General features: G+C 54.9%; 29 protein-coding genes and 1 pseudogene. 6 read left to right on the top strand and 24 right to left on the bottom strand.

Features of this window, described 5'->3' with window-relative positions:
• Window positions 1-46: 46 nt before the first annotated feature.
• The 4 genes from ACR0EL_RS10150 to ACR0EL_RS10135 all read right to left on the bottom strand — a co-directional run bounded on the left by ACR0EL_RS10150 (window position 47) and on the right by ACR0EL_RS10135 (window position 2,978).
• Window positions 47-922 carry a phytanoyl-CoA dioxygenase family protein gene (locus ACR0EL_RS10150; RefSeq protein ID WP_480499722.1) on the bottom strand — a complete coding sequence of 292 codons (876 nt, stop codon included), beginning with the start codon at window positions 920-922 and terminating at the stop codon, window positions 47-49.
• A 58-nt stretch (window positions 923-980) separates the two neighbouring features.
• Window positions 981-1,829, bottom strand: coding sequence for a phytanoyl-CoA dioxygenase family protein (locus tag ACR0EL_RS10145; protein WP_480499720.1), 849 nt, complete (start codon window positions 1,827-1,829; stop codon window positions 981-983).
• A 28-nt stretch (window positions 1,830-1,857) separates the two neighbouring features.
• Window positions 1,858-2,127 (bottom strand): NHLP leader peptide family RiPP precursor, encoded by a 270-nt coding sequence (locus ACR0EL_RS10140; protein ID WP_480499719.1) that lies wholly within the window; start codon window positions 2,125-2,127, stop codon window positions 1,858-1,860.
• A 110-nt stretch (window positions 2,128-2,237) separates the two neighbouring features.
• Window positions 2,238-2,978, bottom strand: coding sequence for a prenyltransferase/squalene oxidase repeat-containing protein (locus ACR0EL_RS10135; RefSeq protein ID WP_480499717.1), 741 nt, complete (start codon window positions 2,976-2,978; stop codon window positions 2,238-2,240).
• Window positions 2,979-3,422: 444 nt separating this feature from the next.
• Between ACR0EL_RS10135 and ACR0EL_RS10130 the strand changes: the two genes are divergently transcribed.
• Window positions 3,423-3,896 carry a hypothetical protein gene (locus ACR0EL_RS10130; RefSeq protein ID WP_480499716.1) on the top strand — a complete coding sequence of 158 codons (474 nt, stop codon included), beginning with the start codon at window positions 3,423-3,425 and terminating at the stop codon, window positions 3,894-3,896.
• Window positions 3,897-4,195: 299 nt separating this feature from the next.
• Here the strand turns inward: ACR0EL_RS10130 and ACR0EL_RS10125 are convergent.
• A pseudogene (locus ACR0EL_RS10125) lies at window positions 4,196-4,372 on the bottom strand (IS3 family transposase); the annotation flags it as partial.
• On the opposite strand from ACR0EL_RS10125, the gene ACR0EL_RS10120 reads away from it, so the two are divergent.
• Entirely contained in the window at window positions 4,349-4,600 is a 252-nt protein-coding gene (locus ACR0EL_RS10120) for a hypothetical protein (protein ID WP_480499715.1), read from the top strand. The pseudogene ACR0EL_RS10125 and the gene ACR0EL_RS10120 overlap by 24 nt on opposite strands.
• Before the next feature lie 634 nt (window positions 4,601-5,234).
• On the opposite strand, the gene ACR0EL_RS10115 is transcribed toward ACR0EL_RS10120, so the two are convergent.
• The 10 genes from ACR0EL_RS10115 to ACR0EL_RS10070 all read right to left on the bottom strand — a co-directional run bounded on the left by ACR0EL_RS10115 (window position 5,235) and on the right by ACR0EL_RS10070 (window position 15,723).
• Complete coding sequence (locus tag ACR0EL_RS10115) at window positions 5,235-6,389, bottom strand: Gfo/Idh/MocA family protein (protein ID WP_480499714.1); 1,155 nt, start codon at window positions 6,387-6,389, stop codon at window positions 5,235-5,237.
• Window positions 6,389-7,444: a sugar phosphate isomerase/epimerase family protein gene (locus tag ACR0EL_RS10110; protein ID WP_480499713.1), complete on the bottom strand. Its 1,056-nt coding sequence runs from the start codon at window positions 7,442-7,444 to the stop codon at window positions 6,389-6,391. The genes ACR0EL_RS10115 and ACR0EL_RS10110 overlap by 1 nt, the downstream gene beginning before the upstream one ends.
• Window positions 7,445-7,471: 27 nt before the next feature.
• Complete coding sequence (locus ACR0EL_RS10105) at window positions 7,472-8,530, bottom strand: LacI family DNA-binding transcriptional regulator (RefSeq protein ID WP_480499712.1); 1,059 nt, start codon at window positions 8,528-8,530, stop codon at window positions 7,472-7,474.
• 7 nt (window positions 8,531-8,537) lie between these two features.
• Window positions 8,538-10,160: a dihydroxyacetone kinase subunit DhaK gene (locus ACR0EL_RS10100; RefSeq protein WP_480499711.1), complete on the bottom strand. Its 1,623-nt coding sequence runs from the start codon at window positions 10,158-10,160 to the stop codon at window positions 8,538-8,540.
• An 11-nt stretch (window positions 10,161-10,171) separates the two neighbouring features.
• On the bottom strand, window positions 10,172-11,164 hold the full coding sequence (locus ACR0EL_RS10095) for an ABC transporter ATP-binding protein (protein ID WP_480499710.1): 993 nt from the start codon (window positions 11,162-11,164) through the stop codon (window positions 10,172-10,174).
• Window positions 11,157-12,254: an ABC transporter ATP-binding protein gene (locus ACR0EL_RS10090; protein WP_480499709.1), complete on the bottom strand. Its 1,098-nt coding sequence runs from the start codon at window positions 12,252-12,254 to the stop codon at window positions 11,157-11,159. Before ACR0EL_RS10090 ends, ACR0EL_RS10095 begins: the two co-directional genes overlap by 8 nt.
• 2 nt (window positions 12,255-12,256) lie before the next feature.
• The gene (locus ACR0EL_RS10085; protein ID WP_155150119.1) at window positions 12,257-12,445 is read right to left on the bottom strand and encodes a hypothetical protein; all 189 of its coding nucleotides are present in this window, start codon (window positions 12,443-12,445) and stop codon (window positions 12,257-12,259) included.
• Window positions 12,442-13,380 (bottom strand): carbohydrate ABC transporter permease, encoded by a 939-nt coding sequence (locus tag ACR0EL_RS10080; RefSeq protein ID WP_010442361.1) that lies wholly within the window; start codon window positions 13,378-13,380, stop codon window positions 12,442-12,444. The genes ACR0EL_RS10085 and ACR0EL_RS10080 overlap by 4 nt, the downstream gene beginning before the upstream one ends.
• Window positions 13,377-14,324 carry a carbohydrate ABC transporter permease gene (locus tag ACR0EL_RS10075; RefSeq protein WP_170436750.1) on the bottom strand — a complete coding sequence of 316 codons (948 nt, stop codon included), beginning with the start codon at window positions 14,322-14,324 and terminating at the stop codon, window positions 13,377-13,379. The genes ACR0EL_RS10080 and ACR0EL_RS10075 overlap by 4 nt, the downstream gene beginning before the upstream one ends.
• Window positions 14,325-14,403: 79 nt before the next feature.
• Window positions 14,404-15,723 carry an ABC transporter substrate-binding protein gene (locus tag ACR0EL_RS10070; protein ID WP_480499708.1) on the bottom strand — a complete coding sequence of 440 codons (1,320 nt, stop codon included), beginning with the start codon at window positions 15,721-15,723 and terminating at the stop codon, window positions 14,404-14,406.
• 398 nt (window positions 15,724-16,121) lie between these two features.
• On the opposite strand from ACR0EL_RS10070, the gene ACR0EL_RS10065 reads away from it, so the two are divergent.
• Together ACR0EL_RS10065 and ACR0EL_RS10060 are read left to right on the top strand one after the other, a co-directional pair.
• Window positions 16,122-16,433, top strand: coding sequence for a hypothetical protein (locus ACR0EL_RS10065; protein ID WP_480499707.1), 312 nt, complete (start codon window positions 16,122-16,124; stop codon window positions 16,431-16,433).
• Window positions 16,430-16,849, top strand: a complete 420-nt coding sequence (locus ACR0EL_RS10060) for an MOSC domain-containing protein (protein ID WP_480499705.1) — start codon at window positions 16,430-16,432, stop codon at window positions 16,847-16,849. The genes ACR0EL_RS10065 and ACR0EL_RS10060 overlap by 4 nt, the downstream gene beginning before the upstream one ends.
• 168 nt (window positions 16,850-17,017) lie before the next feature.
• On the opposite strand, the gene ureG is transcribed toward ACR0EL_RS10060, so the two are convergent.
• The 9 genes from ureG to ACR0EL_RS10015 form a co-directional block, all read right to left on the bottom strand.
• The gene (ureG, locus tag ACR0EL_RS10055; RefSeq protein ID WP_480499704.1) at window positions 17,018-17,665 is read right to left on the bottom strand and encodes an urease accessory protein UreG; all 648 of its coding nucleotides are present in this window, start codon (window positions 17,663-17,665) and stop codon (window positions 17,018-17,020) included.
• Entirely contained in the window at window positions 17,662-18,315 is a 654-nt protein-coding gene (locus ACR0EL_RS10050; protein WP_480499703.1) for an urease accessory protein UreF, read from the bottom strand. The genes ureG and ACR0EL_RS10050 overlap by 4 nt, the downstream gene beginning before the upstream one ends.
• On the bottom strand, window positions 18,299-18,751 hold the full coding sequence (locus ACR0EL_RS10045) for an urease accessory protein UreE (RefSeq protein ID WP_480499702.1): 453 nt from the start codon (window positions 18,749-18,751) through the stop codon (window positions 18,299-18,301). Before ACR0EL_RS10045 ends, ACR0EL_RS10050 begins: the two co-directional genes overlap by 17 nt.
• Before the next feature lie 28 nt (window positions 18,752-18,779).
• Window positions 18,780-19,004 (bottom strand): hypothetical protein, encoded by a 225-nt coding sequence (locus tag ACR0EL_RS10040; RefSeq protein WP_480499701.1) that lies wholly within the window; start codon window positions 19,002-19,004, stop codon window positions 18,780-18,782.
• 130 nt (window positions 19,005-19,134) lie between these two features.
• The gene (gene ureC, locus ACR0EL_RS10035) at window positions 19,135-20,895 is read right to left on the bottom strand and encodes an urease subunit alpha (RefSeq protein ID WP_480499700.1); all 1,761 of its coding nucleotides are present in this window, start codon (window positions 20,893-20,895) and stop codon (window positions 19,135-19,137) included.
• Entirely contained in the window at window positions 20,895-21,200 is a 306-nt protein-coding gene (locus ACR0EL_RS10030; RefSeq protein WP_480499698.1) for an urease subunit beta, read from the bottom strand. Before ACR0EL_RS10030 ends, ureC begins: the two co-directional genes overlap by 1 nt.
• On the bottom strand, window positions 21,197-21,358 hold the full coding sequence (locus ACR0EL_RS10025; RefSeq protein ID WP_480499697.1) for a hypothetical protein: 162 nt from the start codon (window positions 21,356-21,358) through the stop codon (window positions 21,197-21,199). Before ACR0EL_RS10025 ends, ACR0EL_RS10030 begins: the two co-directional genes overlap by 4 nt.
• A gap of 15 nt (window positions 21,359-21,373) precedes the next feature.
• On the bottom strand, window positions 21,374-21,676 hold the full coding sequence (locus tag ACR0EL_RS10020; protein ID WP_480499696.1) for an urease subunit gamma: 303 nt from the start codon (window positions 21,674-21,676) through the stop codon (window positions 21,374-21,376).
• A 1-nt stretch (window position 21,677) separates the two neighbouring features.
• Window positions 21,678-22,337 carry an urease accessory protein UreD gene (locus ACR0EL_RS10015; RefSeq protein WP_480499695.1) on the bottom strand — a complete coding sequence of 220 codons (660 nt, stop codon included), beginning with the start codon at window positions 22,335-22,337 and terminating at the stop codon, window positions 21,678-21,680.
• 553 nt (window positions 22,338-22,890) lie between these two features.
• On the opposite strand from ACR0EL_RS10015, the gene urtA reads away from it, so the two are divergent.
• Window positions 22,891-24,171: an urea ABC transporter substrate-binding protein gene (urtA, locus tag ACR0EL_RS10010; RefSeq protein ID WP_480499694.1), complete on the top strand. Its 1,281-nt coding sequence runs from the start codon at window positions 22,891-22,893 to the stop codon at window positions 24,169-24,171.
• Window positions 24,172-24,232: 61 nt separating this feature from the next.
• Window positions 24,233-26,185 (top strand): urea ABC transporter permease subunit UrtB, encoded by a 1,953-nt coding sequence (gene urtB / locus ACR0EL_RS10005; protein ID WP_480499693.1) that lies wholly within the window; start codon window positions 24,233-24,235, stop codon window positions 26,183-26,185.
• The last annotated feature ends 1 nt before the right edge of the window (window position 26,186 follow it).

Genomic DNA, 26,186 nt, shown 5'->3' with positions numbered 1-26,186 from the left:
GGGATTGAGTGGCACAAGCGGTGCCGGCAGGGTTGACCTGCTCGCCTTATTTCGTGGGAGATATCAACGGGCAGCCATCATTTGACAAAACAGCCGTCCCGTCAGCCAGCACTCGATCTATGTGACCTGCTTTGCCAAGTTTGGAATAGTATGCAGCGCCAGACGCAGAAAGCCTAGCGTCTGGTGCTGACCACCGGCTGGTGTAGCGTGCCATCGTCGCCTGGGTCGGGTTGCCGGGTGCGCCATGGACTGCCATCGGGTTCAACACCAGGCAATCAGTGGGTTCAAGGTTCCACCTCATGATGTCGTGGTGCTCAAGCTCTTGATTAAAGTCAGGGATCAGCTCAGGCGTCGACCCATCTGGATTACGCATCTTTTGCCCAAGTTCTTTCTGCATTTCAGCGAACTCAGCCTTGTGCCAAGGCTCATAGAACTGGCGGTTCCATAGATGCGATCCACGGATAACTTCTACACTCGAAGACATTGGGACTGAATCCAGCGGTATCCAAAGTGAAACTAGGCGGCCAAGAAATCCCCAATCCTGATGCCATGGCGTAGGGTCAATCGTACCTGGGTACTTTATGATCCAGCTATCGTAGAGGAACCTTGCAGACCGTGTTTCGAGGAAGAAACAGGCGATAGATGCTGCGGCATCGCTCCAGGCAAAGTTTCGCAATCCCTCCGAACGTGCACTTACCCAGGCATCGCTCACATAGCGCCCGATCCCCCCGGGCTTGGTAAAAACCCTTTTGCTCGTCGAATCTGACTTTGCATCTTCGAAAACCGCATGCCGAAGATCTAGAACTACGTCGGTGTCAAAAACACTTCTGAGAACAACCGCTCCATCCCTTTTGAACGCTTGGCGCTGTTCCTCACTCAACAGCATACGTTTTTTCAATTCGGTTTCAGCTGCAACGTTCATTGTGCCACTCAAATTTGGTTCCAAAACTTTAGCCACCGATCGATTGATCTTTGGCTGGCTAACCTTTGTCTAGAACTGGCAAGAGCGGATAGGTTTCATCGTCGAACTGCGTGTCGTCCACCCGATGCAAGGGGACATCTGCATCCTCTGACACAACATAGTCACCAATTGCCGCGCCATGCGGCGCCATCCGGGCCTTTGGCTCCATCCACCTAGTTGAATACCGACGTATGACTGACGTACTGAAATTCCCTCCGGCGCCGTGAACCGCATAACAGTCAAGCACGATGCAATCACCTGGGTTCATCTCCCACGACAATATCTCGTACTTGTCCAGGTTGCTTTCGATCTCAGACATAGGCAGAAGGCGACGCCCGCCGGAATCTTCCATATCTATCTGTCCCGCCAACGCCGCGTTTTCGATCACATTGGCGAATTTGCCTCTGTAGTAACAGGCGCCGCTGCGATGCGTGCCGCGCAGGACTTCAAGCCCCGATCCTTTTGGAACCGGATCGAGAGCAACCCAAATGATCAGACATTGACCATCGATACCGTGATCTTGATGCCATAGTGTTCGACGCGCGGTTCCCGGGTACTTTGACAGCCACGTATCATAGACAAACCGGACTTGTGGATGCCCCATGAACGCGGCAGCTATGTGCGACAAGTCGGATTTCAGGATCACTTGTCGGAAGCTATCGCGCACCGTACTTGCGAACGTTTCCTTTACGAACCGACCCATCTCGGTCGGTTGAGTCTTGGTTTTGAAGAATGGACTCGGATCCGCGGTAGATTCCGCAATGCCGATTTTCAGGTGGTCGATCCAGTCTGGCGACAATACGGATCGCAGGCAAACTGCTCCATCCTGAATGAAGCGCTCTCTGTCTTCTTTGGATAGCTTGAACACGTCTGCGCTCATTCGATGGCGGAAGAACTTACTTCGAAGCTGGCCACGAGTTCGCGCCGTACACTTGCGACAGGTTTGTGCCGGATGCCATTTCTTCGGGGGAGTTTGGCAAAATGAAGTACCGGCTGTTATCGGTGTTTTCCACAATATTGAAATCAACGCCCTCAGGCACTTTGATGTCGTATTCGGACAAGACCGTTTCGGTTGAAGACATCAAGCGTTGCTTGAACTCTTCATCAACCCAGCATCTCGCCACAATTTGCCCCATTTTAAGGCCGAAATCTTCATCGTTTTCCATGGTTTTTCCTACTGCAATTTTCCAAACATGCCCAAGTATTGACGGTAGCCATGTTGATAGGTGTGCGCAAGGAAGTAAGCGCCGAAAATACCAACAGCACATCACGCAGGTCAGTGGCCTTCCATTCGCTCCAGCGCATAAGACAAGGCAAAAAGCGATTGCGCTGTCGCGTACAACCGTTTGTGATCTGCAAACCGCTGCGTGTAGCTGCCATCTGCATCAGGCTGCGTCCAAGGCCGATCTATCGTCGGATTGCTCATCTGACAGCTGGCTGGCCAAGATCCATCCTCTAACTGTGCATCCAACAGGCGCTCAGTCAGAACATCGAATGACGAACCAGCTTGCACAGCAAGCTGTAACGAAAGCGCAATTTCCAACCCAGACGTGTAGCTGTAGGGAACACTCTCAAATTGACCTTGGCGAGAATCTCCCGTTTGCGACAATAGGAATGCTGTCATCGCTGGCGTGTATACGGCTGATCTCCAAAAATGACTGGCAGCAGGGCCATTTGTTTCAAGACTAAGCAAACAATAATTTTTAGAAGCCTCGGCATTGATTTGATCATCCAAACGATCAAACGCGAGTCCAACAACAGCCGACACATCAGGATGGCTCTGTTTCCAAGCTGTGGGGACCGTGTCAAAGTCACGAAAGCATGACGCCCCACCCGTATCTTTCAAAAATGTTCGAAGCAGTTCGGCGAGCCGCTTTTTGTCCAAGTTATGCCACTGTGACAGGAACAATATTACAAATGCCGTACTGTCCGCATCAACATGTGTATCTTCGGCGAAGCCCCACCCTCCCTGGGGTAGTTTCTCAACCTTTCGCAACCAGTCCCGCGCGCGGAGCATCGAGGGATGATCATTGCTTAGCGAAACTGAGGAACGCGGCTCAACAAGCGCTCGACCTACCACGGCCGTTAGCCAGGGACCAGAAGCACCCACCCAAAGTTGGAAGTCCCGCCAAGCGCCGTCTGCTTCTTGATGCGCCAATAGGTAGTTTACGGCCGCGACACAGCACTCGCGAACCCGATCAATCTCGGTTGCATGACAACTGCTTGGTAAACCCAATAAACACCTCCCATCGTGTCTAGGCTAAGTGCCTCAATCCTCTCAGCGCAGCCTATGCCAAGTTCTACAAATTTTTTTGTTCCTGTAGCACTGGCTTTGTTGCTCCCTGCTCATAAGGGAGGTGCTTTCACAATCGGCATTGACTTGCATTGCTCTGCATAGCTCTATGAGTAGCGATGGATCAATCTACGGCCAACCAAATGAGAAACAGGAGACTCCCCAGTGATGAAAGCAATTCGCAATATGCTTTTGCCAACACTCGTGCTTTTTAAGCACAAAGCTGTTCGGGCAGCGACTACATTTGTGGTTGTGATTGGCATTCCAGGGTTCGCATCAGCAAGCGATGATAGGCATAATATCCTCGGCAGTTGGGAGGCGGTTTCCGAAGTGCACATAGAAGGCGAAGGTATCCCATTTATTGTTGAGGAGACACATGACGGTGTAAAACTCGTTGTAACAGATACCGAGGAAGATACCTTCCGCGGATACTTTGAGTTCCAAATGATTGTTGGCGACAAGGTGGACGACGAAGTTTTACATTTTGTTGGCCTTTTCCGGAAGGATAATGAGTTCGTGATTGGGACCAAGCTTGGGACAGTCATTTATGGTGACGTGGCCGGTGATGTTATGTCGATCGACTATCTGTCCTTTGGTTCGAGCCACGCGGCTGGAAGCTACGAGCTACGACGCGCCGAATAGTAGGTCACACGGCGCTGGGGCTTTACGTTTACAATCGTGGCTGGTTGACCTACCCAAAGTCGGCTGGCCGATTTTCAAAATCTTGACCAATGGCATCAGTCGGAGGACTTCAGTAACGGAGCCACCCCAGTCAAGCTGTTTTGCACAGAACAATTGATACACCAATGAAATTTGGGCTTATTTGTCCTTGTCCGCGCTGCTCTCTATCGCTGCATTTGGCTGAGATTGTCCGTCGTCAGAGATTTGGGACAGATGGCGCTCTGATCTAAGAGAGAATGTGGCTCATCTGGTTGGATTGGTTATGCGGCGGATTTGCGGTGAAGCAAGCGCCGGGTTTCGATGGTTTTTCGTTTAATCCCTTCTCGTTGTTCTAGAATGGTCTGACCGCGTCCGAAGTAGACGTCAGCGGGCGTGAGGTTTTGTAAGCTTTCGTGGTAGCGCGGATGATTGTAATGGTCGACGAAAGCATCGATCTGCCCCTGTCGATCATCACATCAGCCGTTTTCGCCTTGCTTGGGGCGCTTATACCCATCGCCTATTTCCCGTTTCTGACGAGCGACATCTTTGCCCAGATCGGCATGGTGTTGTTGACCGGACTGGCCGATGCGGTTGCACGCGGTCCTGTTTACATCCGAGCTGAGAATGCACGTGCTTATGTGATCATGAGGACAGAAGAGTATGACCGGCTGTCCGCACCTAGTTGATGTGAGTTGATGCTGGGCGGCGCATATGTGCCGCCCGATCTGTTTACCAGTAATGTCTATGTGGTTTGCGCCCATCGGGCCGATTGATGTTGTCAAGATCAGCCCCTTTGACAACTTGCCTCTACAGGGACTTGGTTCTTCGTCGCGCGGGTCTCGTATGAAACAGCTTGTCATGCCATCACGGCCAGCTCTCCAGCCAATGTACGGTGTCTGGACCTTCCGACAGTCGATGCTCGAGCCCTCGTGCTGAGTAGCCGATCCGAGATACGGTGCGCGCCCGTTTACGTTTGTGATGAGCGATTTTATCGGCCTTTCATGTAGTTTCGTTGCTGCACGTCACCTTCCATGTGGTTTATTTGTTTCAAGCCGCATTCGGCTTGGTCGACCGAAAACGCAGCCGGTCTGGATGTTGGATCGCGTCTATGAAAGCAAGGGAGCAGTGACTTAAGAGGCGGATCACTACAAGCAGTGATTAGTAGTACACTCAACCAGAGATCGCTTCAAATAAAACCGCTTCAGTAACGTTCGCGGTTCGTTGTTCCGGAGTGTTCATATATAGGTTGTGCGCGCTTCGATTTTTGGCAGTTACCCACGCGGCCTTCTGAGATGTTTGCCCCATGCCCAACGCCAGATTTCAAGTTAAGCTGACCCAAGCCGCATTCCTTGAAGAGCTTTGCACACATGCAGCTACAAACTTAACGCCATTGAGCCCGTCATGAACCGTTGGATAAGCAACGGATGCGTCAGGTGAAATCCCATTTCGGAAAGCTTGGATCGCCTCAGCAGCCTCTCCATAGATATTGGCGAAACCTTCAAGATATCCCTCGGGATGGCCCGGAGGGACTCTGCTCAACCTATTGGCAGCGTCACCGGCTCCCGCTCCATTTCGGGTGATCAGGCGCTTGGGTTCCTTGTATGGTGTGAACCAAAGGTAATTGGGATCTTCCTGGGCCCACTCTAGCCCACCTTTTTCACCGTAGACCCGCAACCGAAGTGCGTTTTCATTTCCGGGAGCCACCTGAGACGACCACAGCATACCCCGCGCTCCACCTTCGAAGCGAAGCAATACGTGGGCGTTGTCATCGACTTTGCGCCCCGGCACAAAGGCCTGCAAGTCCGCCGCAAGGCTTTCCGCGGTCAGCCCGGTTACAAAGCAAGCGAGGTTGTAAGCATGAGTCCCGATATCACCGGTTGATCCACCCGCGCCCGAGCGTTCGGGGTCGGTGCGCCACTCCGCCTGTTTGAAATCTTGTTGCTCGGTCAGCCAGTCCTGCGGGTACTCAACCTGAACCACACGAATCTTGCCAATTTCGCCGTTGGCAACCATTTCACGCGCCTGCCGAACCATCGGATAGCCCGTGTAATTATGGGTCAAAATGAATAGGGCATTCGCGCTTTCTGCTGCTTTGACCAGCTTTTTTGCATCGGCGAGAGTCGAGGTGAGTGGCTTGTCACAAATGACATGAATCCCGCGTTTCAGGAACTCGCGCGCGGCGGCATAGTGGACGTGATTTGGCGTGACGATTGAGACCGCCTCGATCCCAGATTTCAGCCGTGCTTCCCTTATGGCCATTTGCTTGAAGTCTTCATAGACTCGTTCGAGTCCCAACGCCTGCCCACTTTCAATGGATTTTTCGGGCGTCGAAGACAACGCACCGGCAACTAGCTCGAACTTGTCGTCCAATCGCGCGGCTATGCGATGAACGCCGCCTATGAAGGCGTCGTTTCCGCCGCCAACCATGCCAAGGCGAATGCGTCCTGAGGTTTCTTCACTGCGTCCTGTGACCATCACTCAATCCCCAGCATTTTACGATTGGCGGCTTCGTCTGCGCCACCATCAGCGAAATCATCAAAAGCTTTTTTGGTCACACGGATGATGTGATCTGACACGAACTGAGCGCCTTCACGCGCACCATCCTCGGGGTGTTTGAGACAGCATTCCCATTCGACCACAGCCCAGCCATCAAAGTCATTCGCGGCCATTTTTGAAAACACAGCCCCGAAATCCACCTGACCATCGCCCAGTGAACGGAACCGCCCGGCCCGATCGACCCAGCTTTGATACCCGGAATAGACACCCTGCCGCCCGGTCGGGTTAAATTCGGCATCTTTCACATGGAACATCCGGATCCGGTCTCTGTAGATGTCGATATTGTCTAGATAGTCGAGGCATTGCAGCACGTAGTGCGACGGGTCGTATAGCATGCAGGCCCGTGGGTGATTTCCCGTCCGTTCCAGAAACATCTCGTACGTCACACCATCGTGGAGGTCTTCTCCGGGGTGGATTTCGTAGCAGACATCAACGCCGCAGTCTTCGGCGTGATCAAGGATCGGCACCCAACGGCGCGCCAGCTCATCAAATGCCGTTTCAATTAAGCCCGCAGGACGCTGCGGCCAGGGGTAAACATAGGGCCATGCCAACGCGCCTGAGAATGTCGCGTGCGCCGAAATGCCCAGGTTCTTTGACGCTGACAGTGCCTTTTTGACCTGATCCACGGCCCATTCTTGCCGGGCTTTCGGGTTGCCACGAACGCTTTCGGCGGCAAAACCATCAAACGCACTGTCATAGGCCGGGTGAACGGCCACAAGCTGGCCCTGAAGGTGCGTTGAAAGTTCGGTGACTTCGACACCATTTTCTTGGGCTTTTCCTTTGAAGTCATCGCAGTAACCCGCGCTGGACGCGGCCTGCTCGAGGTCGAACAACCGTCCGTCCCAACTGGGAACTTGAACGCCCTTGTATCCACAATCAGCCGCCCATTTGGTGATCGCGTCCCACGAATTGAACGGTGCTTCGTCCCCCGCAAATTGCGCAAGAAACAAAGCTGGACCTTTGATCGTCTTCATAAAATTTCCTCCCCAAAACCTAAGCCTCTACGGCGGTAAATTTTCCTTCAGATAGATGTCGATACGGATACGTTCCTGCGCTTTGTTGAATGGAACCTTATCCGAAGTTGCGCGCAATAGACGGACGGCTGAACGAACAATATGCCCGGTGTCTTGCGAGATTAAGGCGTCAAATGTTCCAAGCCTAAGCGCCTCACGACTGAGCGGCGTAAGCTCATGAGCTATGATCACCAAATCTTTGCTGAACCTGTTCTCTGAAAGAAATTGTACCAGGCCCGCATTTCCCGCTGCTGACGAGTATATTCCGACCAGATCCGGATAGGTTTCAAAGATTTCGGGCATCATCTTGTAGATCAGATCCGGGTCATCCCGACCCTCAACCGACGCTACGACTTGGAGGTGCGGAAATTCCTCAGCAACAACAATATCAAAGCCTTGGCGACGTTCCAGGTGGTCACGCGCCAAACGGGATCCTGTAAGAACTAAGACCTTGCCGTCGCGATGGACGAACCGCCCCATCAACTGAGCGGCGGTTCGTCCTGCCGAAACATTGTCGATTCCCACAAAATGGTCTCGCTCAGAACTGGGCAAGTCAGATACCAACGCAACCACCGGAACACCTTTGTCTCTGAGCCTTTTTACTGCATCGCGGACAGAAGGCGTTTCGGGTCCGAAAACGGCGACTCCGTCGACATCCAAACTGTCCACAGCATCCAGAATGTTGACGATATCTTGCGGCTCAAACGGGGCGACCTTCTTTATTTCAATGCGAGTCCGCTCGATAAATTGGTCACGGGACTGTTGTGCGATTTGACTGCTGATCGCCTCCACAAACTCGTTGTCCGTGTCCGGCAGAACAAAGAGGAAATTGTAAACACGGTTTCGCGCAAGGTTGGCCGCAGCGGTGTCGCGCACATACCCCAGCTCATCAATTGCCTTTTGTACTTTCTGTACAGTTACGGCCCGCACGCCGGGGCGTCTGTTCAAGACCCGGTCTACAGTCGCCAGACTGACACCCGCGACGCGCGCGAGGTCGTTGACGGTTGGCTTTTTCACCAATTCTAGTTTTTGTTTTTGGTCTTCCACGTGTTCTTCAGCCCTCAATCTCCCGCGCCAAGCCTTCAAACAACAAAGCAACAGCCTCAGCGCCGGGATCGTTATATCCAACTAGGTTTTCTTCGGGAACATAGGCCGCGCGGCCTGCCTTCGCACGACGAATATTTGCGGTGTTGTTCGCGCCTTCGCGGGCAGCCTCTGCCGCATGTGTCAGACCTGATGACAGTGCGGCAAGGGCAGGGGCCAAAGCGTCAATCATTGTCCTGTCACCAACCTTGGCACCCCCAACCTGGCTGACGCGATTCAGACCTTCGACCAAAGACTTCGGTACCGAAGCCCCGCTGGCACAGGCATCTCCAGCTGCGTTGAAGAAGATTGCGAGTATCACGCCGGAAGAACCACCCATTGTTTGGCTTAACTCATTGCCCAACGCCGGAAACAGTTGTGTCAGGTCAGCAAGCGGCATTCGGTCGAGGCTACCTTGCAATGCTCTTGCGGCCGTCGCCAATGTGCTTCCTGTATCGCCATCTCCGGATTTCGCGTCCAGCTCGTTCAGGTTCTTCTCAGCGTTGATGAGCAGTTCAGACAACCGGGTGATCGTTTCCCTTGTGGCGGGATTGTTCGAAGGAATTGGATCAATAGGAGTTAGGCCGTCAGGCAAAGGTGCGACTTTTATTGGATCGATGGAATTGACACCGGGCCAAGCCGCCAGATCAACAGGCGCTTTAAGCGCCGATAAATCGTCCTGATCTACAGGCAGAATAGAAACAGAAAACCCGTGCATATCCAGTGATGTCATCATTGGTGCTGGGCCAATGATATGGTCGGCTATACCAGTTTCGGACAACGCATGCGTGAGGACAGCCATTTCTAGCGGAGTTGTTGAACCTAGGTTGTTGACCAGCGCCACGCAATCCCCAGCACCCAACCTTTGCTTTAGCTTCTCCACCACTGTGGACATAGCCGATACAGCATTTGAGAATTCGACTTGCTGTACACCGGGTTCGCCGTGGATGCCCAAGCCGAGCTCCGCTTTGCCAGGTGCGATCCGGTCTTCTTTTGGAGATCCCGGAACGGTACAGGTGTCCAAGCTCATACCGATGCTGACAACCTTTGTAATGGTGCGTTTCGCTGCGGCGCTGACTGTGTCCAAATCGGCACCGCTTTCGGCAAGCGCCCCAGCTATTTTGTGTACGAACAACGTACCCGCCACGCCACGTGGTTGCGGCAGGTCGGGCAGGGCGATGTCATCATCGACGACGACCATCTCGACCTTGCGGCCCAAAGCTCGTGCGCGTTCCGCGGCCAGCCCAAAGTTCAGCCGGTCACCGGTGTAGTTTTTGACGATCAGCAAGCACCCAGCCTCACCCGTGACCGCAAGAATGCCCGCCAAAACCGCCTCGACTGACGGGGACGCAAACACTTCCCCGCAGACCGCGGCCGTCAACATACCGGCGCCAACGAAACCGGCATGGGCGGGTTCGTGACCAGACCCTCCGCCAGATACCAGGGCGACCTTCGACTTGTCCCAATCCGATCTGTAAACAACCTTGATATGCGGGTAGCCGTCCAGCCGGGTAAGCTGACCGCCAGAGGAAGCCAGAAGGCCGTCTATCGCCTCTGTCACCAGAGTTTCTTTTGTGTTGAGGAACTGGGCCATGCTTTTGCTCCTTAATTCACGCGCGCGCCGGACGCGTCAAAATACAACGGGTTGTTGGGGCGGATTTTTATAATCTTTCCAGATGGGTAGTCCTGATGGACATCAATCAAGGTCACAACCGGGTGACCGTTTAAGTCCAGGTGCAGCCTTGTTTGATCGCCCAGATGCTCGGCGCGTATCACGCGCGCCTCGCTTCCTTCGCCTTCGATGATGTTTTCCGGGCGCAAGCCGATCTGCGGGCCTTTGTGGTCGCCTCCGAACAACTCGGACGGCAGGATATTGATCCGTGGCAGACCCAACCTGCTTGCGACATAAACACTGCCCGGGTTTTCATAGATGTCCCGGGGTGTTCCGTATTGAACCAGCCTGCCATTTTCCAAAACGCCAATATGCGTCGCCATTGTCATGGCTTCGACCTGATCATGCGTCACGTAGAGCAAGGTTGACCCCAAATCAGCCTGAATCCTCTTTAGCTCCACCCGCAAATCCGCCCGAAGCTTGGCGTCCAAAGAGCTGAGCGGTTCGTCCATCAGGAAGATCTGTGGATCGCGCACCAGCGCCCGTCCGATCGACACACGCTGCATTTCGCCGCCTGACAGTTCGGTGGCTTTGTTGTCCAGTTTGTGTGGGATCTGCAGGATCTCCGAGACTTCGTTAACCTTCCTGACGATCTCATCCTCTGGCGTCTTTAGGATCGGCGACCGCAGCGGGAAAGACAGGTTTTCCCGCACCGTCATATGCGGGTACAGCGAGTATTGCTGGAAGACCATCGCCACATCGCGCTGGGCAGGTGTATCTATTCCAACGTCACGCCCGGCAATGCGCACCGTTCCTGAATCCAGTTTCTCAAGCCCGGAAATCAATCTCAGAGTCGTTGTTTTCCCCGCACCCGTTGGACCCAACAAAACCACAAAGGCGCCGTTGGGGATCGTCATTGAGATATCATCTACCGCTTTGACATTGCCAAATGACTTCGAGATATTCTCCAACACGACTTCAGCCATTGCTTAGTACCTCGTCGTTCAGAGCGGACCTCAACGCGCGCCCGGTAGACTTTTCAAACAGGGTTACAGCGGGAGAGCGGAACTCCAATCCTACCGTCTCGCCGGGATTAACGGTTTCGCGTGCATCAATCCGGGCTTTCAGCTCTCCGTTCGGGCTTTGCAGCGTCACGATCTGGGTGGTTCCAAGATATTCTGCGGCCAGGACCTTGGCCCGGTAGGCGCTGTCGTCTGATAGAAAAACATGCTCGGGGCGAACGCCGAAAACCAAGTTACCTTCCGCCCCTTCCATCAGTTTGGGCACGGGCTCGTCATGGCCATTCAGTCGAACCATTTCCGAGCCAGGCGCGACCTTTCCATGAAACGGCAGGAAGTTCATGGAGGGAGACCCGATGAAATCTGCAACGAACATCGTAGCTGGCTTGTCGTAGATTTCCTGCGGCGTGCCGAATTGTTCGATCACGGCGTTGTTCATCACCACGATCTTGTCGCCCATTTGCATGGCCTCCAGCTGATCATGTGTGACGTAGACAGTGGTTGCGCCCATGCGATCATGAAGCGCGCGCAACTCTTCGGCCATGTGCTCACGAAACTCGGCATCCAAGGCACCAAGAGGTTCGTCCATCATGAACGCCTTGGGTTCGCGAACAATCGCGCGACCCAGCGCCACGCGCTGCCTGTCGCCGCCTGACAACCCACCTACCGGGCTATCGAGGATATCCTTGATCCCCAGAATTCCCGCGACTTCTTCGACTTTGGCTTTGACAGCGGCACGCGGCATGCCCTGCGATATCAGGGGGTAGCTGATATTCTTACGCACGTTCATATGCGGATACAGCGCGAACATCTGGAACACGAAGGCAATGTCTCGCTCTGATGGCGGCCGCTGGCTGATTTCTTCACCGTCCAGGTAGATTTCACCCGAGGTTGGAAGCTCCAACCCTGCGATCATCCGCAGCGTTGTCGTTTTTCCGCAACCGGACGGGCCCAGCAGCATAAAGAACTCACCATCCTCGATCGTGAACGAGCTTTCGCGGACAGCCGTGAAATCGCCGAACATCTTCTTTACGTTTTTGACTACGATCTGGGCCATTTCTACTCCGGGAAATGGCTGACGATGATGAACATGACGGTTCCGATCAGCGTGACGATGAAAGAGTATGTGAAGGCCCAAAGGACAAAGGGTTGCATCAGCATGAAGACACCCAGTGCGATAAGGATGGTTGCGACCATCTCCCATGGGCCGCGGCGGAGCCGTAGTAATCCGGTCAGAAACTCGCTCATTTGCGTACGGCTCCGAATGTGATCCCACGCAGCAAATGTTTGCGCATCAGGATGGTGAAAATCATGACGGGGATCAGGAAGATTGTTGCGCCGGCTGCCACTGCGGGCCAGTCCAAGCCGCCAATACCGATAATGGTCGGGATGAACGGTGGTGCAGTCTGCGCGTTGGCAGAGGTCAGAAGCACGGCAAACGCGTACTCATTCCAGGCGAAGATCAGGCAGAAGATGGCAGTTGACGCGATGCCTGTGGCGGCCTGCGGCAGCACAACTTTGTAGAAGGCCTGAAACCTCGTGTAGCCATCTATGAGGGCGGCTTCTTCGTACTCTCTTGGGATTTCGTCGATGAACCCTTTCAGCAACCAGACCGCCAGGGAAATATTCACCCCAGTGTAGAGCAAGATCATCCCGAGATGCGTATCGCTTAAGCCGAGGTTTCTGAACATCAGGAAAATCGGGATGGCGACAGCAACCGGGGGCATCATCCTTGTACTAAGAATGAAGAACAGAAGGTCGTCCTTGAGTGGGACCTTGAACCTGCTGAACGCATAGGCGGCGAGCGTACCAAGGAAGATACTCAGGAAGGTTGAGCCAAATCCGATGATAACCGAATTCATAAAGCGCTCGCCGAACTTGGACGGCCCGACAATCACCATGTCGTACTGGCGTACAATCTCATCAGCCCAGTTCTGCGGTGGGTTCGCTTCCAGAAACTCCTGCGTCTGCCGTGTGCGCGTGGTGAAGAGGTTGACGTAGCCTTCAAGCGTTGGGTCAAAGACGACTTTAGGCGGGTAGCTGATCGCATCGGCAGGGGATTTGAACCCAGTTAGCAATATCCACACCAGCGGGATCATTGTGATCAGCGCATAAGTAATGACCAGAAAGCCTGCGATCCACTTGGACCGGTTCGAGGGTTCAGTGACGGAAAAACTGCTCATCTCTGTTTCACCTTGTTCAGGGCTTTGACGTAGATCGACGCAAGGCCGAACACGGTGACAAAAAGAATGATCGCATAGGCTGAGGCATAGCCCGTACGCCATTTTTCAAAGGCTTCGCGTTTCAGGTTGATCGAAGTGAGTTCCGTAACAGACCCCGGCCCACCGCCGGTTAGCTGAACCACCAGGTCGAACATCTTGAAGTTTTCGATCCCCCGAAACAGCACAGCGAGCATCAGGAACGGCAGCACCATTGGGATGGTAATCGTAAAGAACTGCCGCAGTTTGCTGGCCCTGTCGATCTCAGCCGCCTCGTAGATGTAGTCGGGAATGCTGCGCAATCCGGCCAGACAGATCAGCATCACGAAGGGTGTCCACATCCAGGTGTCGACAATCACAATCGCCCACGGGGCCAACGTGACAGATCCCAGCATTTCAAAGCTAGACGGCTCCTTGCCGGTAAACCAAGACACGATGTAGTTAAACAGGCCGATCTGAGGTTGATACAGGAACTTCCAGAAGTTGCCGACGACAGCCGGGGACAGCATCATCGGCAGCACTATGATCGTCGTCCAGAGATCGTTGCCCTTGAATTTCTTGTTGATCAACCATGCCAGCGTGAACCCAATCAGGACCTGGAAAAATATCGTCCAGAACAGGAAATGCGCCGTTGCCTGCATATTCAGCCAGGTGTCCGAGTCCGTCAGGATACGCTCGTAATTCCTGAGCCCGACATCTTTGACTTCACGCCCGATCCGGTTGGCTTTGTAGTTGGTAAAGCTCAGTTGGATGGTCCAGATCAACGGAAAGATGTTGATCGCCAGCAATAGAAATATCGTTGGGGAGATGAATATCCAAGCGATCGCGCGGTCGGATAATCCCCGGATTTTTCGCGCAACTCGCTCGGGCGTTGCCTGCGCAACGCGATCTACGGTCCTGTCAGACATCTCTTTGCCAATTCTTGTTGGTTTAGGACTCACGGGTGAAGGTGGAGCGGGAGTGCACCCGCTCCGGCCTGTGTCCGGATTACAGCTTGCCTTCGTCTTCGAAGACTTCCGTCCAATCTTCGATCAGAAGATCCAACGCTTCCTGAGCTGTACCTTGGTCAGCAACCACGTAGTCGTGGATGCGTTTCTGCATCGCCAGCAGAAGCTCTGCATAGGCAGGCTCTTGCCAGAAATCCTGCACACCGCCCATTGCTTCAAGGAAGTCACCAGCAAACGGTTGGCTGTCTACGAAACCAGGATCTTCCAGCACCGAGTTATGTGCGGAGTATCCGCCAAGCTCCCACCATTTGGCCTGCACTTCCGGCTGCGCGAACCACTTGATGTACTCAAGTGCGGCGTCCTGTTTGTCAGAGTAGCTGACAACAGAGATACCTTGTCCGCCCAGTGTTGAACCTGCCTGATTTTGGGGTGGGTTCACAAAGAAGTCGATCTTGTCACCGCCGGTATTGGGGTCGGCATAGAGACCTGGGAAGAATGCAAACCAGTTCATGGCCATAGCGACTTGACCGGACTTAAAGGCGTCCAAGCTTTCACCCATGTAAGAGTTGGTATATCCCGGAGGCGTCGCCGTTTCGTAGAATTCCTTATAGAACTCCAGAGCTTCAACTGCTTCGGGTGAGTTCACCGCACCTTCCATGTCATATGAGCCCGGGGTGTTTTCGTATTTGAAGCCCCAAGGATACAGCGCTCCGGTCACACCCATGGTGATCCCTTCCGAGCCGCGCTCGGTGAAGATTGCTGCCCCATAGACAGTCTTGCCGTCGATCTCACGACCTTGGAAGAACTGAGCGATCTGCAACAACTCTTTCTGAGACTGCGGTTCACGCAGATCTTGACCCGTCGCCTCTTTGTATGCGGCTTGGATGTCTGGGTTCTCGAACCAGTCCTTGCGATAGAACCAGCCGTTTGCATCGCCCATCGCAGGCAGCGCGTAGTAGTTTGGTGTGCCCTTAGGCCAGGTTGAGTACGCATAAACAGTGGCCGGCGCGAAATCATCCATGCTGATGCCTTCAGCATCAAAGAACTCGTTCAGCTGGACATAGTGACCATTCTCAGCGCCACCACCGATCCATTGGCTGTCACCAATCAGCAGGTCGCAGAGCTTACCTCCAGAGTTCAGCTCGTTCAGCATCCGGTCCGCAAAATTTGGCCAGGGAACAAACTCGAAGTTCATGGTATGGCCGGAATCTGCTTCGAATTCTTTCGATAGCTCAACAAGCGCGTTGGCCGGGTCCCATGCAGCCCAACATAGTGTCAGATCTTCAGCATTTGCCTTGGTAGAAAGAGTAGTAGCGGCAAGGACTATTGCGCTGGCCGAGGCCAGTTTTGTGTAAGTCATCCATTCCTCCCTTTTTGCGCCGTCAATCGAGGATGTGCGAATCGCGGCATACTTCCGAGGCTATTTGAGGTACGCACCTCAAGTCCAGAATTTTTTGAGGTTCGTACCTCAAATGAACAAAGAAGGTCGTCAATTTCGCTTTGTAGTCATTGATTTTAAATGAACTTTTTGGCTTGTGATGATGCGCATGTATTTTCAGCAGTGAGGCACTAAATGGCCAATTCGACTAAAATAGGCGCAGCTCACAATCGCGGCCAGCGTGCGGCGAACCGGTTTAGCGAACCCGCTTGTGAAGCTCTCACAGATTATTTGTTCGATACCTTTGAGGATTAGAGATAGCGTCAAACTGCACAGACCACTCGGGATCGTGCATAACTCATTTGGTCAGGTGCAGACGTATGAACACTCTCTCTATCGTCAGATTGAACCGCTACCCAGTTAAAGGCTTGAGTGCCGAGCCCATGCAAACCGTGACGCTGCGAGAAGGGGAGGGGATTCCGGGTGATCGCCTTTTCGGATTCGCGCGCTACAACTCCGGTTTCGACGCGCAGAACCCTCAGCCACTGCCGAAAGATCGCTTTGTTGTTCTGTTGAATGAGGCTGCACTGGCAGGCGTTAAGTCGAGTTTTGATATTGAGACCCAAGATCTTGAGATCAAAGCGAACGGGAAAACACACAGCTTAATATGCAAGCCCCAGAAGATCGGATGAATGCGGCAAGATTCCTTTCTTCAGAGATCGATTTGAAAGATCCCGAACCGCCAAGTTTCGTTTCATCTGCTCCGCATCGCTTTACAGATGTATCTGTCGTATCGCCCAAAATGATGAACGCGATATCCGTATTAAATCTGCCGTCTGTGGAAAAATTGGGTGAACAAATGGGCGCAGAAATCCACGCAGCACGCTTCCGGGCGAATATAGAGATCGATGGCTTACCCCCGTTTTCTGAGCTGAACGCAGTTGGATCAGTTCTTAGATTTGGCGATGTCGAGTTAAAGATACTCTCACGTACGAAAAGGTGTGCAGCCACTGAAGTGAACCCGGATACGGCCGAGCGGGACTTGAAGATACCTTATCTTATTCGGAAGTTGATGGGCCATACGGATATGGGTGTCATGTCGAGGTAGCTAGAGGCGGAATGCTGAGAGGCGGCCAAACTGGAGAAATGTTAAATTGAATACAACTCCCCACGCCAAAGTGGCAGCCCCGGGCGGTTTGTCCTCCGTTCGCTCAGATGATTTGTGTTTACTTTTTCGCCAGTCGTTTTCTCGCTCGCCCAGCCTGGCCAGCCCTGTTTAGGCAGGCTGCGAGATATCTTGCGATTCAGTTGTCCTCAATCCGCCGATCTTCATCAAAAGATCGACTATCGCGTCCACCCCTTGCCTGTGACGAAGTGATGAGAATAAGAACGGCCGCCCCTTGCGCATTCTATTGGCATCTCGCTCCATCACGTCCAGCGACGCGCCGACATGAGGGGCAAGGTCGGTTTTATTGATCACCAAGATGTCTGACTTTGTAATCGCTGGGCCACCCTTGCGGGGGATCTCCTCGCCAGCGGCAACGTCGATGACATAGATGGTCAGGTCTGCAAGCTCCGGGCTGAACGTGGCTGAAAGATTGTCGCCACCGCTTTCGATCAAAACCACGTCAAGATCAGGATGACGTGTTCGCATTTCGGCAACGGCCGCCAGATTGATCGAGGCATCCTCACGGATCGCCGTATGCGGACAACCACCTGTTTCAACACCGATGATCCGATCCTGTGGCAAGATCTGCATGCGCATCAGCGCTTCGGCATCTTCCTGAGTGTAGATGTCATTGGTGATGACGCCGATTGAACAAACATCACGCAGTGCTTCGGATAGGGCGGCGGTCAAAGTGGTCTTGCCAGCGCCAACAGGGCCGCCAATCCCGACCCGCAAAGGGCCATTCATCTGAGTCATGTGCGAAACATCCTTGAATATTGGGCTTCATGTGTCATCGACGCGATGTCTGATAGAAACGCGGTTGAGGTCAGCTGGTCCAAGCCAGCCAGATGTGCATTCTGGGCGATCTGTTCACAGAGCGGTGTCAGGTCACGGATCAGCCTTTGCGCATCCGTCTGACCCAAAGGCACCAGCCGCGTTGCGCAGGCGACCAGAGTGCTGGCGAAGGCCTGTAGAAACATTTTGGCTGTTAGAAGGGCGGGCAGGCCCTGCAAATGTGCCGCGCGTCCAACTGCGACAGGGTAGGAGAGTTGGGTAAGCTCTACGGCCCACACGTCCCCTGTTACCTGACCGAATGCTTGGCCCAGCAAATTGGTTTCCATGACCCGTTCGTAAGATGCGCAAAAGGCCCGGGCCATCGAATCGATATTGTTCAACGCGTCGACGTCTTGCGCGTTGTAGGCCGCAAAAAGGAACAAGGCATCGTTCCAACCAGACCCATGTTCCAGCACATCCCAAATCCAGGCCTTGGCATCCTGCGCAGATGCAACGGCGCCAGCGTCGATAGCGAACTCCAATCCATGCGAATAGGCAAAGCCGCCTACTGGATAGGCTGGGGATAGCCATTGAGTCAGCGTCAGGATATCGGCGTCAGTGGGCGTGGCCATGTGTCCTGCCATGACCATAGGCCCCACCTTCGGGGGTGAAGGGTTCTCGCACTTCTCGCACCGTTGCGCCGATTTTCATCAACATGTCGCGGATAACGTGATCGATCTGGATCAGCAGACGTTCGGCTTCGATCTGGCAGGGTGTATGGCGATTGCCAATATGCCATGCGATACGCGCCAGGTCCGGGGCTGTGACCTCCAGCAGGGCTTCGGGTGCGGCCTGTATTTTCACTTGGCGACCATCGTCCAGAACCAGCGCGCCGCCATGGTTCAGAGAGGTAGTTTGTGCCAGATCCACCAGAACTTGCATACCGCTTTCACAGGTCAGCATTTTGCGCCGCAAGAACCTGTCGTCATATGTTAGCGACAGTTCATCAGTGGGATCACCGTGAAGATGGTCCGAATATCGGTGGGCAGTGCAAAACAGGGCGGTCATAGATACGCCCCATCTGCAGTTGCGGAGTTCAGCGCCAGACGGAGTCCGAAAAGACGTGATACACGATTTGGTCGCGAGAGATGCCGCGCTTTTTCAGGTCTTCGTCGCTGAGCGATTGCAGAAACTCGATTTGCTTCGAGCGTGATCGCGCTTCGGCCACGGCTATCATCCCGTTGTAAAATGCTTCGCCAACAGAGCGGAAGAAGCCAGCAATCGAAAAGCCAGTGCGTGGGTTGGTTGTTGAATGTGCCATCAGGACCTCCAGTAAACTGGTCTAAGTTGGTCCTCCCTTGGTTTTCATACTTGGTCATTTCGTCCTCGGTGAGTAGAGGGCCTTTCGTCATGGCCGCGTTGCATATGCTGCATTGCAGCACAAATATTGATCAGAATAAAAAGTATCGCTGTGCCATCGGTAGAACTTCGGCTGGCTGGCAGATCAGCAACTCGCCATCTGCGCGGACCTCGTAGGTTTCCGGATCGACTTCTACATGCGGGGTCGCGTTGTTTAGCAGAAGATCCTGTTTGCTGATCTCCCGCGTGTTTTGAACGGCGACGGTTTGCTTTGCCAATCCCAGCGTATCGCCAATCCCGTCGGCCTGAGCGGCTTGAGAGACGAAGGTGATAGCAGAGTTTTCGACCGAGCGGCCATAAGCCCCGAACATAGGGCGGCTGTAAACTGGCTGCGGTGTCGGGATCGAAGCGTTCGGATCCCCCATCTGCGCACACGCAATGGTACCGCCCAGCAACACCATCTCGGGCTTGACGCCAAAAAACGCCGGGTTCCACAGCACCAGATCGGCGCGTTTGCCTTCTTCGATACTGCCGATCTCGTGGCTCAACCCATGCGCAATTGCGGGGTTGATCGTGTATTTGGCAATGTAGCGCCGGACCCGCAAATTGTCGTTCTCGCCGGTTTCTTCTGGCAGACGACCGCGTTGCTTTTTCATTTTGTCGGCTGTTTGCCAGGTGCGGATCAGAACTTCTCCGACCCGACCCATAGCCTGGCTGTCCGAGGCGATGATGCTGAAGGCGCCCATGTCATGCAGAATATCCTCGGCGGCGATGGTCTCGCGCCGGATGCGACTTTCGGCAAAGGCCACATCTTCAGGGATGGATTTGTCGAGGTGATGGCAAACCATCAACATATCCAGATGTTCCTCGACAGTGTTCACAGTGAAAGGGCGCGTGGGGTTGGTGGATGAGGGCAGAACGTGGTTCTCGCCGCAGATCTTGATAATATCTGGTGCGTGGCCCCCACCTGCGCCTTCGGTGTGGAAAGCGTGGATCGTGCGACCTTTCATGGCCGCCACCGTGTTTTCAACAAAGCCGGATTCGTTCAACGTATCGGTGTGGATCATCACCTGCACGTCCATCGCATCCGCGACCGAGAGGCAGCAGTCGATGGCGGCAGGGGTTGTGCCCCAATCCTCGTGCAGTTTCAGCGCACAAGCCCCGGCTTTGACCTGTTCCTCAAGAGCGGCGGGTAGAGAGGCGTTGCCTTTGCCCGCAATTGCCAGGTTCATCGGGAACGCATCGGCTGCTTGCAGCATCCGTCCGATGTGCCAGGGACCCGGCGTACATGTCGTGGCCAATGTGCCGTGTGCCGGGCCGGTGCCGCCGCCCAGCATCGTGGTCAGGCCAGAATGCAGCGCGTCCTCAATCTGTTGCGGGCAGATGAAATGGATGTGGCTGTCGAACCCGCCTGCTGTTAGGATGCGCCCTTCGCCAGCAATGGCTTCGGTCCCCGGACCGATGATAATATCGACGCCCGGCTGCGTATCCGGGTTTCCTGCCTTTCCGATCTTTTCGATGCGCCCGTCTTTGAGGCCCACATCCGCCTTGTAGATGCCCGAGTGGTCGACGATCAAAGCATTGGTGATGACCGTATCCACGGCCCCCGCGGCGCGCGTAACCTGAGATTGCCCCATCCCGTCGCGGATCACCTTGCCACCGCCGAACTTGACCTGTTCCCCGTAGAGCAGCGCGTTGTCACCGATCCCTCCGGTCGCGGCTGCGCCGGCACGCTCGGCGGTCAGGTCGCGTTCGACTTCGATCACCAGATCGGTATCAGCCAGCCGCAGCTTGTCGCCGGTGGTGGGGCCGAACATGGCGGCATAGTCAGAGCGTTTGATTGTTGCGGGCATTAAAGCGATCCCATGACTTTTTGGTTGAACCCATAAATCTCCCGCGCTCCGCCGACCGGGATCAGCGAAACCTCGCGCGATTGACCCGGTTCGAACCGCACGGCGGTGCCTGGGGCGATGTCCAGGCGCATCCCGTGCGCGGCGGCACGGTCGAATTCAAGCGCTGGGTTCGTCTCGGCGAAGTGATAATGCGAGCCGACCTGAATCGGCCGGTCACCGGTATTGGCCACCATCAGTGTCAGCGCCGTTGCGCTTGCGTTCAGAGTAATGTCGCCCTCGGCCGGGAACAGCTCTCCGGGGATCATTTGTTCAGCTTTGCAATCACCGCAATGGCGCCCAGAGCGACGAGAGCCAGGCCAACGCCCAGAGTGATATAGTCCGAGCCATGGGCGTGAATATGCGTGTCGGTATGTGCCGCTGCAGGGCCAGCGAGGATGAAGGCGGGAAAGAGCATACGGATCAATTAAGAGTTCCTTTTTCAGCGGATGGGATTATGGACTGTCACCAGTTTGGTGCCGTCGGGAAAGGTGGCCTCGACCTGAACTTCGTGGATCATTTCGGGCACGCCTTCCATGCATTGCGCGCGGCTGATCACTTCGGCCCCGGCCTGCATCATATCGGCGACGGACCGACCGTCGCGCGCCCCTTCGACCACTGCGTCAGTGATCAGGGCAATCGCCTCGGGGTGGTTCAGCTTGACGCCGCGCGCCAGCCGTTTGCGGGCAATTTCGGCAGCCATGGCAACCAGCAGCTTGTCTTTTTCACGAGGGGTCAGATTCATCTCAGATCATCCAGCATCGGGGTAAGGTATCGTCGCTCAATCGCCGCAGGATCGGGATCAGCACGCGGCGTAACTCAAAACTGTTTGGCGCCAGTATCCTGACGACCATCAGGTCATTTTTTACCAGCGTGGCCCCCGCAACCGTTTCCGGCAGCATCTTTCGGATCGCATCCAGCTGACCTTCGGCAGCTGACGAAACAAAGACGACCAGCGCCATTGCGCCGGCGCCGTTGGCGATGTTGGGTCTGGCCAAATGAGCATTCAGATCGCCGTTGAACTGCATCGCATCCAGAAAGATGGGTTTGCCGTTCTTTCGAATTTCGATCCTATCGCGCAGGCGAATGTCGGTCAGTACCTCGCCCATGGCTGCGCGCCCAAAGACCCAGGATTCTGCCATCAAAACCGAGGCCCCCGAGGTCAGATCGATATTCAGATGACGATCGAGCGCGCTGCCTTCGAACAAAATTGTCTCTTGCGGTAACCAAGTGAGCCGGGCGCCGGCATCGACCTTCAACAGGTTTGATATCTGGCCCGGCGGCCCCGGTTTAGCCTGATAGGCGCGTTCGCAGGCTTGTGTCGTAAGCGACAGCGCCGTGCCCTCGGTTGCGTGACCCTGAAATTTGAACACATCCCCGCCGGTGATCCCTCCGGCGGTGTTCAAAAGGACTGCATCCAGCCCATCCCCATCTGTCCGGGGGAAAAGACACTTGAATGAACCGGATTGGCGAAATGCATTCAGAACCGAGGTTTTGCCCAAACGCTTTGTGCTGAGACGAACCGATCCCTGCGCGCGCGGCGGCGCGGCGGTCAAAGGGGGCGGTATCGAAGCGTGATGTGTGATGGCGGACCTGCAACTCAAAGAACTGTGTCGTCTGTTTTCCCTGTTGAGCGCCGGGACTCTATTCCAAGGGTCAGAATTCGAAGCGTTTCCTGAAGGGGTGTCTAAATTTTGGGCTTCACGCCGCCTGACTGATTAAAAAATAGTCAGGCGGGACTGATCTGCGGAAATGATCAATCCACGAATTGATAATGATGCTGCAATGCAGAAACCGTAAGCGTGCCCACTTGGGAAAAACCAAGGGTGTGTGACGGCTGCGCGAATTGGACCTCGAACACAACCGCCACACGTAACGCAACAACAGTTGCGGGGATCAGGTAGAAGAGAAACGCGCCTTTGTGCAAGCCCTCTCTCCCGGCCCCGCCAGGAGGATTACATGAAATCGCTCAAATCCACGCTTGCCGGATCACTTGTTCTTGCAGCTATGGCGACCGCTGCGTTGGCGGATGAAGATACGATCAAAGTTGGTGTTTTGCATTCGCTGTCTGGCACGATGGCGATCTCGGAAACTACGCTAAAAGACACGATGCTGATGCTGATCGACCAGCAAAACGCCAAGGGCGGCCTGCTGGGCAAACAGCTTGAGGCGGTTGTTGTCGACCCAGCCTCGGACTGGCCGCTATTTGCTGAAAAAGCGCGCGAGCTGCTGACTGTGCATGAGGTGGACGTGATCTTTGGCAACTGGACCTCGGTCAGCCGGAAATCGGTTCTACCCGTGATCGAAGAGCTGAACGGCCTGCTGTTCTACCCGGTTCAGTATGAGGGCGAAGAATCCTCGAAGAACGTCTTCTACACCGGTGCCGCGCCGAACCAGCAGGCGATCCCTGCGACTGACTACTTCCTGGACGAGCTGGGTGTTGAGAAATTCGCGCTGCTAGGCACTGACTATGTGTACCCGCGTACCACCAACAATATTCTGGAAAGCTACCTGAAGGGTAAAGGCATCGCGGACGAGGATATCTTCGTCAACTACACCCCCTTCGGCCATTCCGATTGGTCCAAGATCGTCGCAGACGTTGTTGCGCTGGGTGCCGACGGTAAGAAAGTCGGCGTGATCTCGACCATCAACGGAGACGCAAACATCGGCTTCTACAAGGAACTGGCGGCTGCGGGCGTTTCGGCGGATGACATCCCGGTCGTAGCCTTCTCAGTCGGTGAGGAAGAACTCTCGGGTCTGGATACCACCAACCTGGTCGGTCACCTAGCCGCGTGGAACTATTTCCAGTCGGCAGATACCGACGTGAACGCCGAATTCGTTGAGACGTGGAAAGCCACCATGGGTGAAGACCGCGTGACCAATGACCCGATGGAGGCGCATTACATCGGCTTCAACATGTGGGTAAACGCCGCGACCGAGGCCGGATCGACCGAAGTGGATGCCGTGCGCGCCGCCATGTACGGCCAGGAATTCCCGAACCTGACCGGTGGCACTGCCGTGATGCTGCCGAACCACCACCTGGCCAAGCCGGTTCTCATAGGTGAGATTCAGGAAGACGGTCAGTTCGATATCATCAGCGAAACAGACGTCGTTCCGGGTGATGCATGGACTGACTTCCTGCCAGAATCGGCAGTTCTGATCTCGGATTGGAAAGAGCTGGGTTGCGGTATGTACAACACCGAGACCAAGACCTGCGTTCAGACCCTGTCGAACTACTAATCTTCTCGCAAGGCGGGTGTCGTCGCCCGCCTTGCCCTAAAGACACCTCGGGTTTCACCACATGTTACGACTATTCCTTGCGGGCCTCGCGATCCTGTGCGCCTGCCTAACGGCCAATGCGCAAGAGAGCGGTTTGCAGCCGATCCTGCAAGAGCATCAGGAGATCATCGCCAAAAGCTCGCGCAAGACGATTGGGCCTGCGATTGATGCGATTGCTAGCAGCGGGTTGCCGCAGGCGCAGGTGATGCTTGAGACATGGGCCGCCAAAGACGTGTGGATGCGCAAGTCGGATGGCTTGTTCTTTTCAGGTGAAAAGGCCGAGGGGCGGTCGTATGAACTGACCGATTTCGACACCGGAGAAGTCGTTGGCACGTTTGAGAAATCCGACCTGAAGCAGTTGAAACCCAATAGCGGCATCCGCGCGATGATCGGGACGGCTTTGGTGCAGTTCCAACTGACCGACCCGGATCGTGCCAAACGTCTGGCTGCTTTGACATCTATCCAACGCGATCCCGGGGCCGCTCTGTTGGAGCCGCTGCGCGCCTCGATTGACGACGAGCCGGATGCCGATCTGAAAGCGCAGAAACAACGTCTCGAGCGGTTGCTGACCATCGGGTATGACGAGGATACCGCAGCACGTGTGGCTGCGATTGAAGAGATGTCCGACGATCTGGGTGTGGACGTTCGTGCGGCCTTGAACCCTCTGGTCGTGACCAAACGCCAGACGGGCACTGAACTGCCTACTGACGCGAATATCGCCAATATACTAGACCCCGGATCAGAAGCCCTGTTGCGGGGCGAGGCCTATGACCTGTTGGTCGCCAATGACCTCGCAGCTCCGCGTACCTCGCCGGATGATATACGCGCCGCACTGGCCGCCAATATCGACGGTGAACGCGTAGGAGATATTCCTGTTACGCAGCTGAACTCTGACGCCACGCGTGCTCAGGCTTACGTTGCTCTGGCCGAAGTCGGCCTCGTCCCTGCTTTGATCACCGATGCCGACATCGGTTCTGCGTTGGAAACGCATGTCTTCTTTGACGCCTATGCCGAACCCTCGCCCGAAGTCACAGCCGCCGCGGAAAAGGCGCTGGAACAGATCGAGCTGAAGGTTGGTCTGAACCAGACCCTCGACCTGACACTGGACGCGATCTCATTGGCGTCGATCTATTTCCTCGCTGCCATCGGTCTGGCCATCACCTTTGGCGTTATGGGCGTGATCAACATGGCCCATGGAGAGTTCATCATGATGGGTGCCTATACCGGCTACGTGGTGCAGCAGTTCATCCCCGACCATACGCTGTCGATCATCGTGGCCATCCCGATGGCTTTTGCCGTCACCTTCGCCATGGGCGTCGCGATGGAGCGGCTGGTGATCCGCTGGCTCTATTCGCGCCCTTTGGAGACGCTACTGGCGACGTTCGGCATCTCGATTGCGCTGCAACAGCTGGCCAAGAACATCTTCGGCACGCAGGCGCGACCGCTAACCGCGCCCGGCTGGTTGGACGGGGCGTGGGTGCTGAATGATGTGGTCTCGATCAGCTATATCCGCATCGCGATCTTCGTTCTGGCGATGATCTTTCTTGGGCTGTTCCTGTACATCATGAAACGCACCCGGCTGGGGCTTGAGATGCGCGCGGTGACGCAGAACCCACGCATGGCCGGGTCGATGGGCATCAATCCGGGGCGGGTGAATATGCTAACCTTTGGGCTTGGTTCCGGCATCGCCGGAATTGCCGGGGTTGCGATTGGTCTGTTCGCCAAGGTCACGTCCGATCTGGGCAGCGACTATATCGTTCAAAGCTTCATGACTGTGGTTGTCGGCGGTGTTGGCAACATCTGGGGCGCGTTGGCAGGGGCAGGCATGATCGGCTTCTTGCAGAAGGGGATCGAGTGGATGAACCCGTCGAACACCCTCGCCGCGCAGACCTACATGATCATCTTCATCATCATTTTCATCCAATTCCGGCCAAGGGGCATTATTGCCCTCAAAGGCCGCGCGGCGGGGGATTGAG

It is taken from the genome of Ruegeria sp. AH12 (assembly GCF_056541465.1).
This window is presented reverse-complemented; position numbering and strand designations above follow the sequence as displayed.

Excerpts from the sequence above, each read along its gene's own strand:
- ACR0EL_RS10150 (WP_480499722.1), bottom strand. The coding sequence starts at position 922 with ATGAACGTTGCAGCTGAAACCGAATTGAAAAAACGTATGCTGTTGAGT.
- ACR0EL_RS10140 (WP_480499719.1), bottom strand. The coding sequence starts at position 2,127 with ATGGAAAACGATGAAGATTTCGGCCTTAAAATGGGGCAAATTGTGGCG.
- ACR0EL_RS10135 (WP_480499717.1), bottom strand. The coding sequence starts at position 2,978 with ATGCTCCGCGCGCGGGACTGGTTGCGAAAGGTTGAGAAACTACCCCAG.
- ACR0EL_RS10130 (WP_480499716.1), top strand. The coding sequence starts at position 3,423 with ATGAAAGCAATTCGCAATATGCTTTTGCCAACACTCGTGCTTTTTAAG.
- ACR0EL_RS10120 (WP_480499715.1), top strand. The coding sequence starts at position 4,349 with ATGGTCGACGAAAGCATCGATCTGCCCCTGTCGATCATCACATCAGCC.
- ACR0EL_RS10115 (WP_480499714.1), bottom strand. The coding sequence starts at position 6,389 with ATGGTCACAGGACGCAGTGAAGAAACCTCAGGACGCATTCGCCTTGGC.
- ACR0EL_RS10110 (WP_480499713.1), bottom strand. The coding sequence starts at position 7,444 with ATGAAGACGATCAAAGGTCCAGCTTTGTTTCTTGCGCAATTTGCGGGG.
- ACR0EL_RS10100 (WP_480499711.1), bottom strand. The coding sequence starts at position 10,160 with ATGGCCCAGTTCCTCAACACAAAAGAAACTCTGGTGACAGAGGCGATA.
- ACR0EL_RS10095 (WP_480499710.1), bottom strand. The coding sequence starts at position 11,164 with ATGGCTGAAGTCGTGTTGGAGAATATCTCGAAGTCATTTGGCAATGTC.
- ACR0EL_RS10090 (WP_480499709.1), bottom strand. The coding sequence starts at position 12,254 with ATGGCCCAGATCGTAGTCAAAAACGTAAAGAAGATGTTCGGCGATTTC.
- ACR0EL_RS10085 (WP_155150119.1), bottom strand. The coding sequence starts at position 12,445 with ATGAGCGAGTTTCTGACCGGATTACTACGGCTCCGCCGCGGCCCATGG.
- ACR0EL_RS10080 (WP_010442361.1), bottom strand. The coding sequence starts at position 13,380 with ATGAGCAGTTTTTCCGTCACTGAACCCTCGAACCGGTCCAAGTGGATC.
- ACR0EL_RS10075 (WP_170436750.1), bottom strand. The coding sequence starts at position 14,324 with ATGTCTGACAGGACCGTAGATCGCGTTGCGCAGGCAACGCCCGAGCGA.
- ACR0EL_RS10070 (WP_480499708.1), bottom strand. The coding sequence starts at position 15,723 with ATGACTTACACAAAACTGGCCTCGGCCAGCGCAATAGTCCTTGCCGCT.
- ACR0EL_RS10065 (WP_480499707.1), top strand. The coding sequence starts at position 16,122 with ATGAACACTCTCTCTATCGTCAGATTGAACCGCTACCCAGTTAAAGGC.
- ACR0EL_RS10060 (WP_480499705.1), top strand. The coding sequence starts at position 16,430 with ATGAATGCGGCAAGATTCCTTTCTTCAGAGATCGATTTGAAAGATCCC.
- ureG (WP_480499704.1), bottom strand. The coding sequence starts at position 17,665 with ATGACTCAGATGAATGGCCCTTTGCGGGTCGGGATTGGCGGCCCTGTT.
- ACR0EL_RS10050 (WP_480499703.1), bottom strand. The coding sequence starts at position 18,315 with ATGGCCACGCCCACTGACGCCGATATCCTGACGCTGACTCAATGGCTA.
- ACR0EL_RS10045 (WP_480499702.1), bottom strand. The coding sequence starts at position 18,751 with ATGACCGCCCTGTTTTGCACTGCCCACCGATATTCGGACCATCTTCAC.
- ACR0EL_RS10040 (WP_480499701.1), bottom strand. The coding sequence starts at position 19,004 with ATGGCACATTCAACAACCAACCCACGCACTGGCTTTTCGATTGCTGGC.
- ureC (WP_480499700.1), bottom strand. The coding sequence starts at position 20,895 with ATGCCCGCAACAATCAAACGCTCTGACTATGCCGCCATGTTCGGCCCC.
- ACR0EL_RS10030 (WP_480499698.1), bottom strand. The coding sequence starts at position 21,200 with ATGATCCCCGGAGAGCTGTTCCCGGCCGAGGGCGACATTACTCTGAAC.
- ACR0EL_RS10020 (WP_480499696.1), bottom strand. The coding sequence starts at position 21,676 with ATGAATCTGACCCCTCGTGAAAAAGACAAGCTGCTGGTTGCCATGGCT.
- urtA (WP_480499694.1), top strand. The coding sequence starts at position 22,891 with ATGAAATCGCTCAAATCCACGCTTGCCGGATCACTTGTTCTTGCAGCT.
- urtB (WP_480499693.1), top strand. The coding sequence starts at position 24,233 with ATGTTACGACTATTCCTTGCGGGCCTCGCGATCCTGTGCGCCTGCCTA.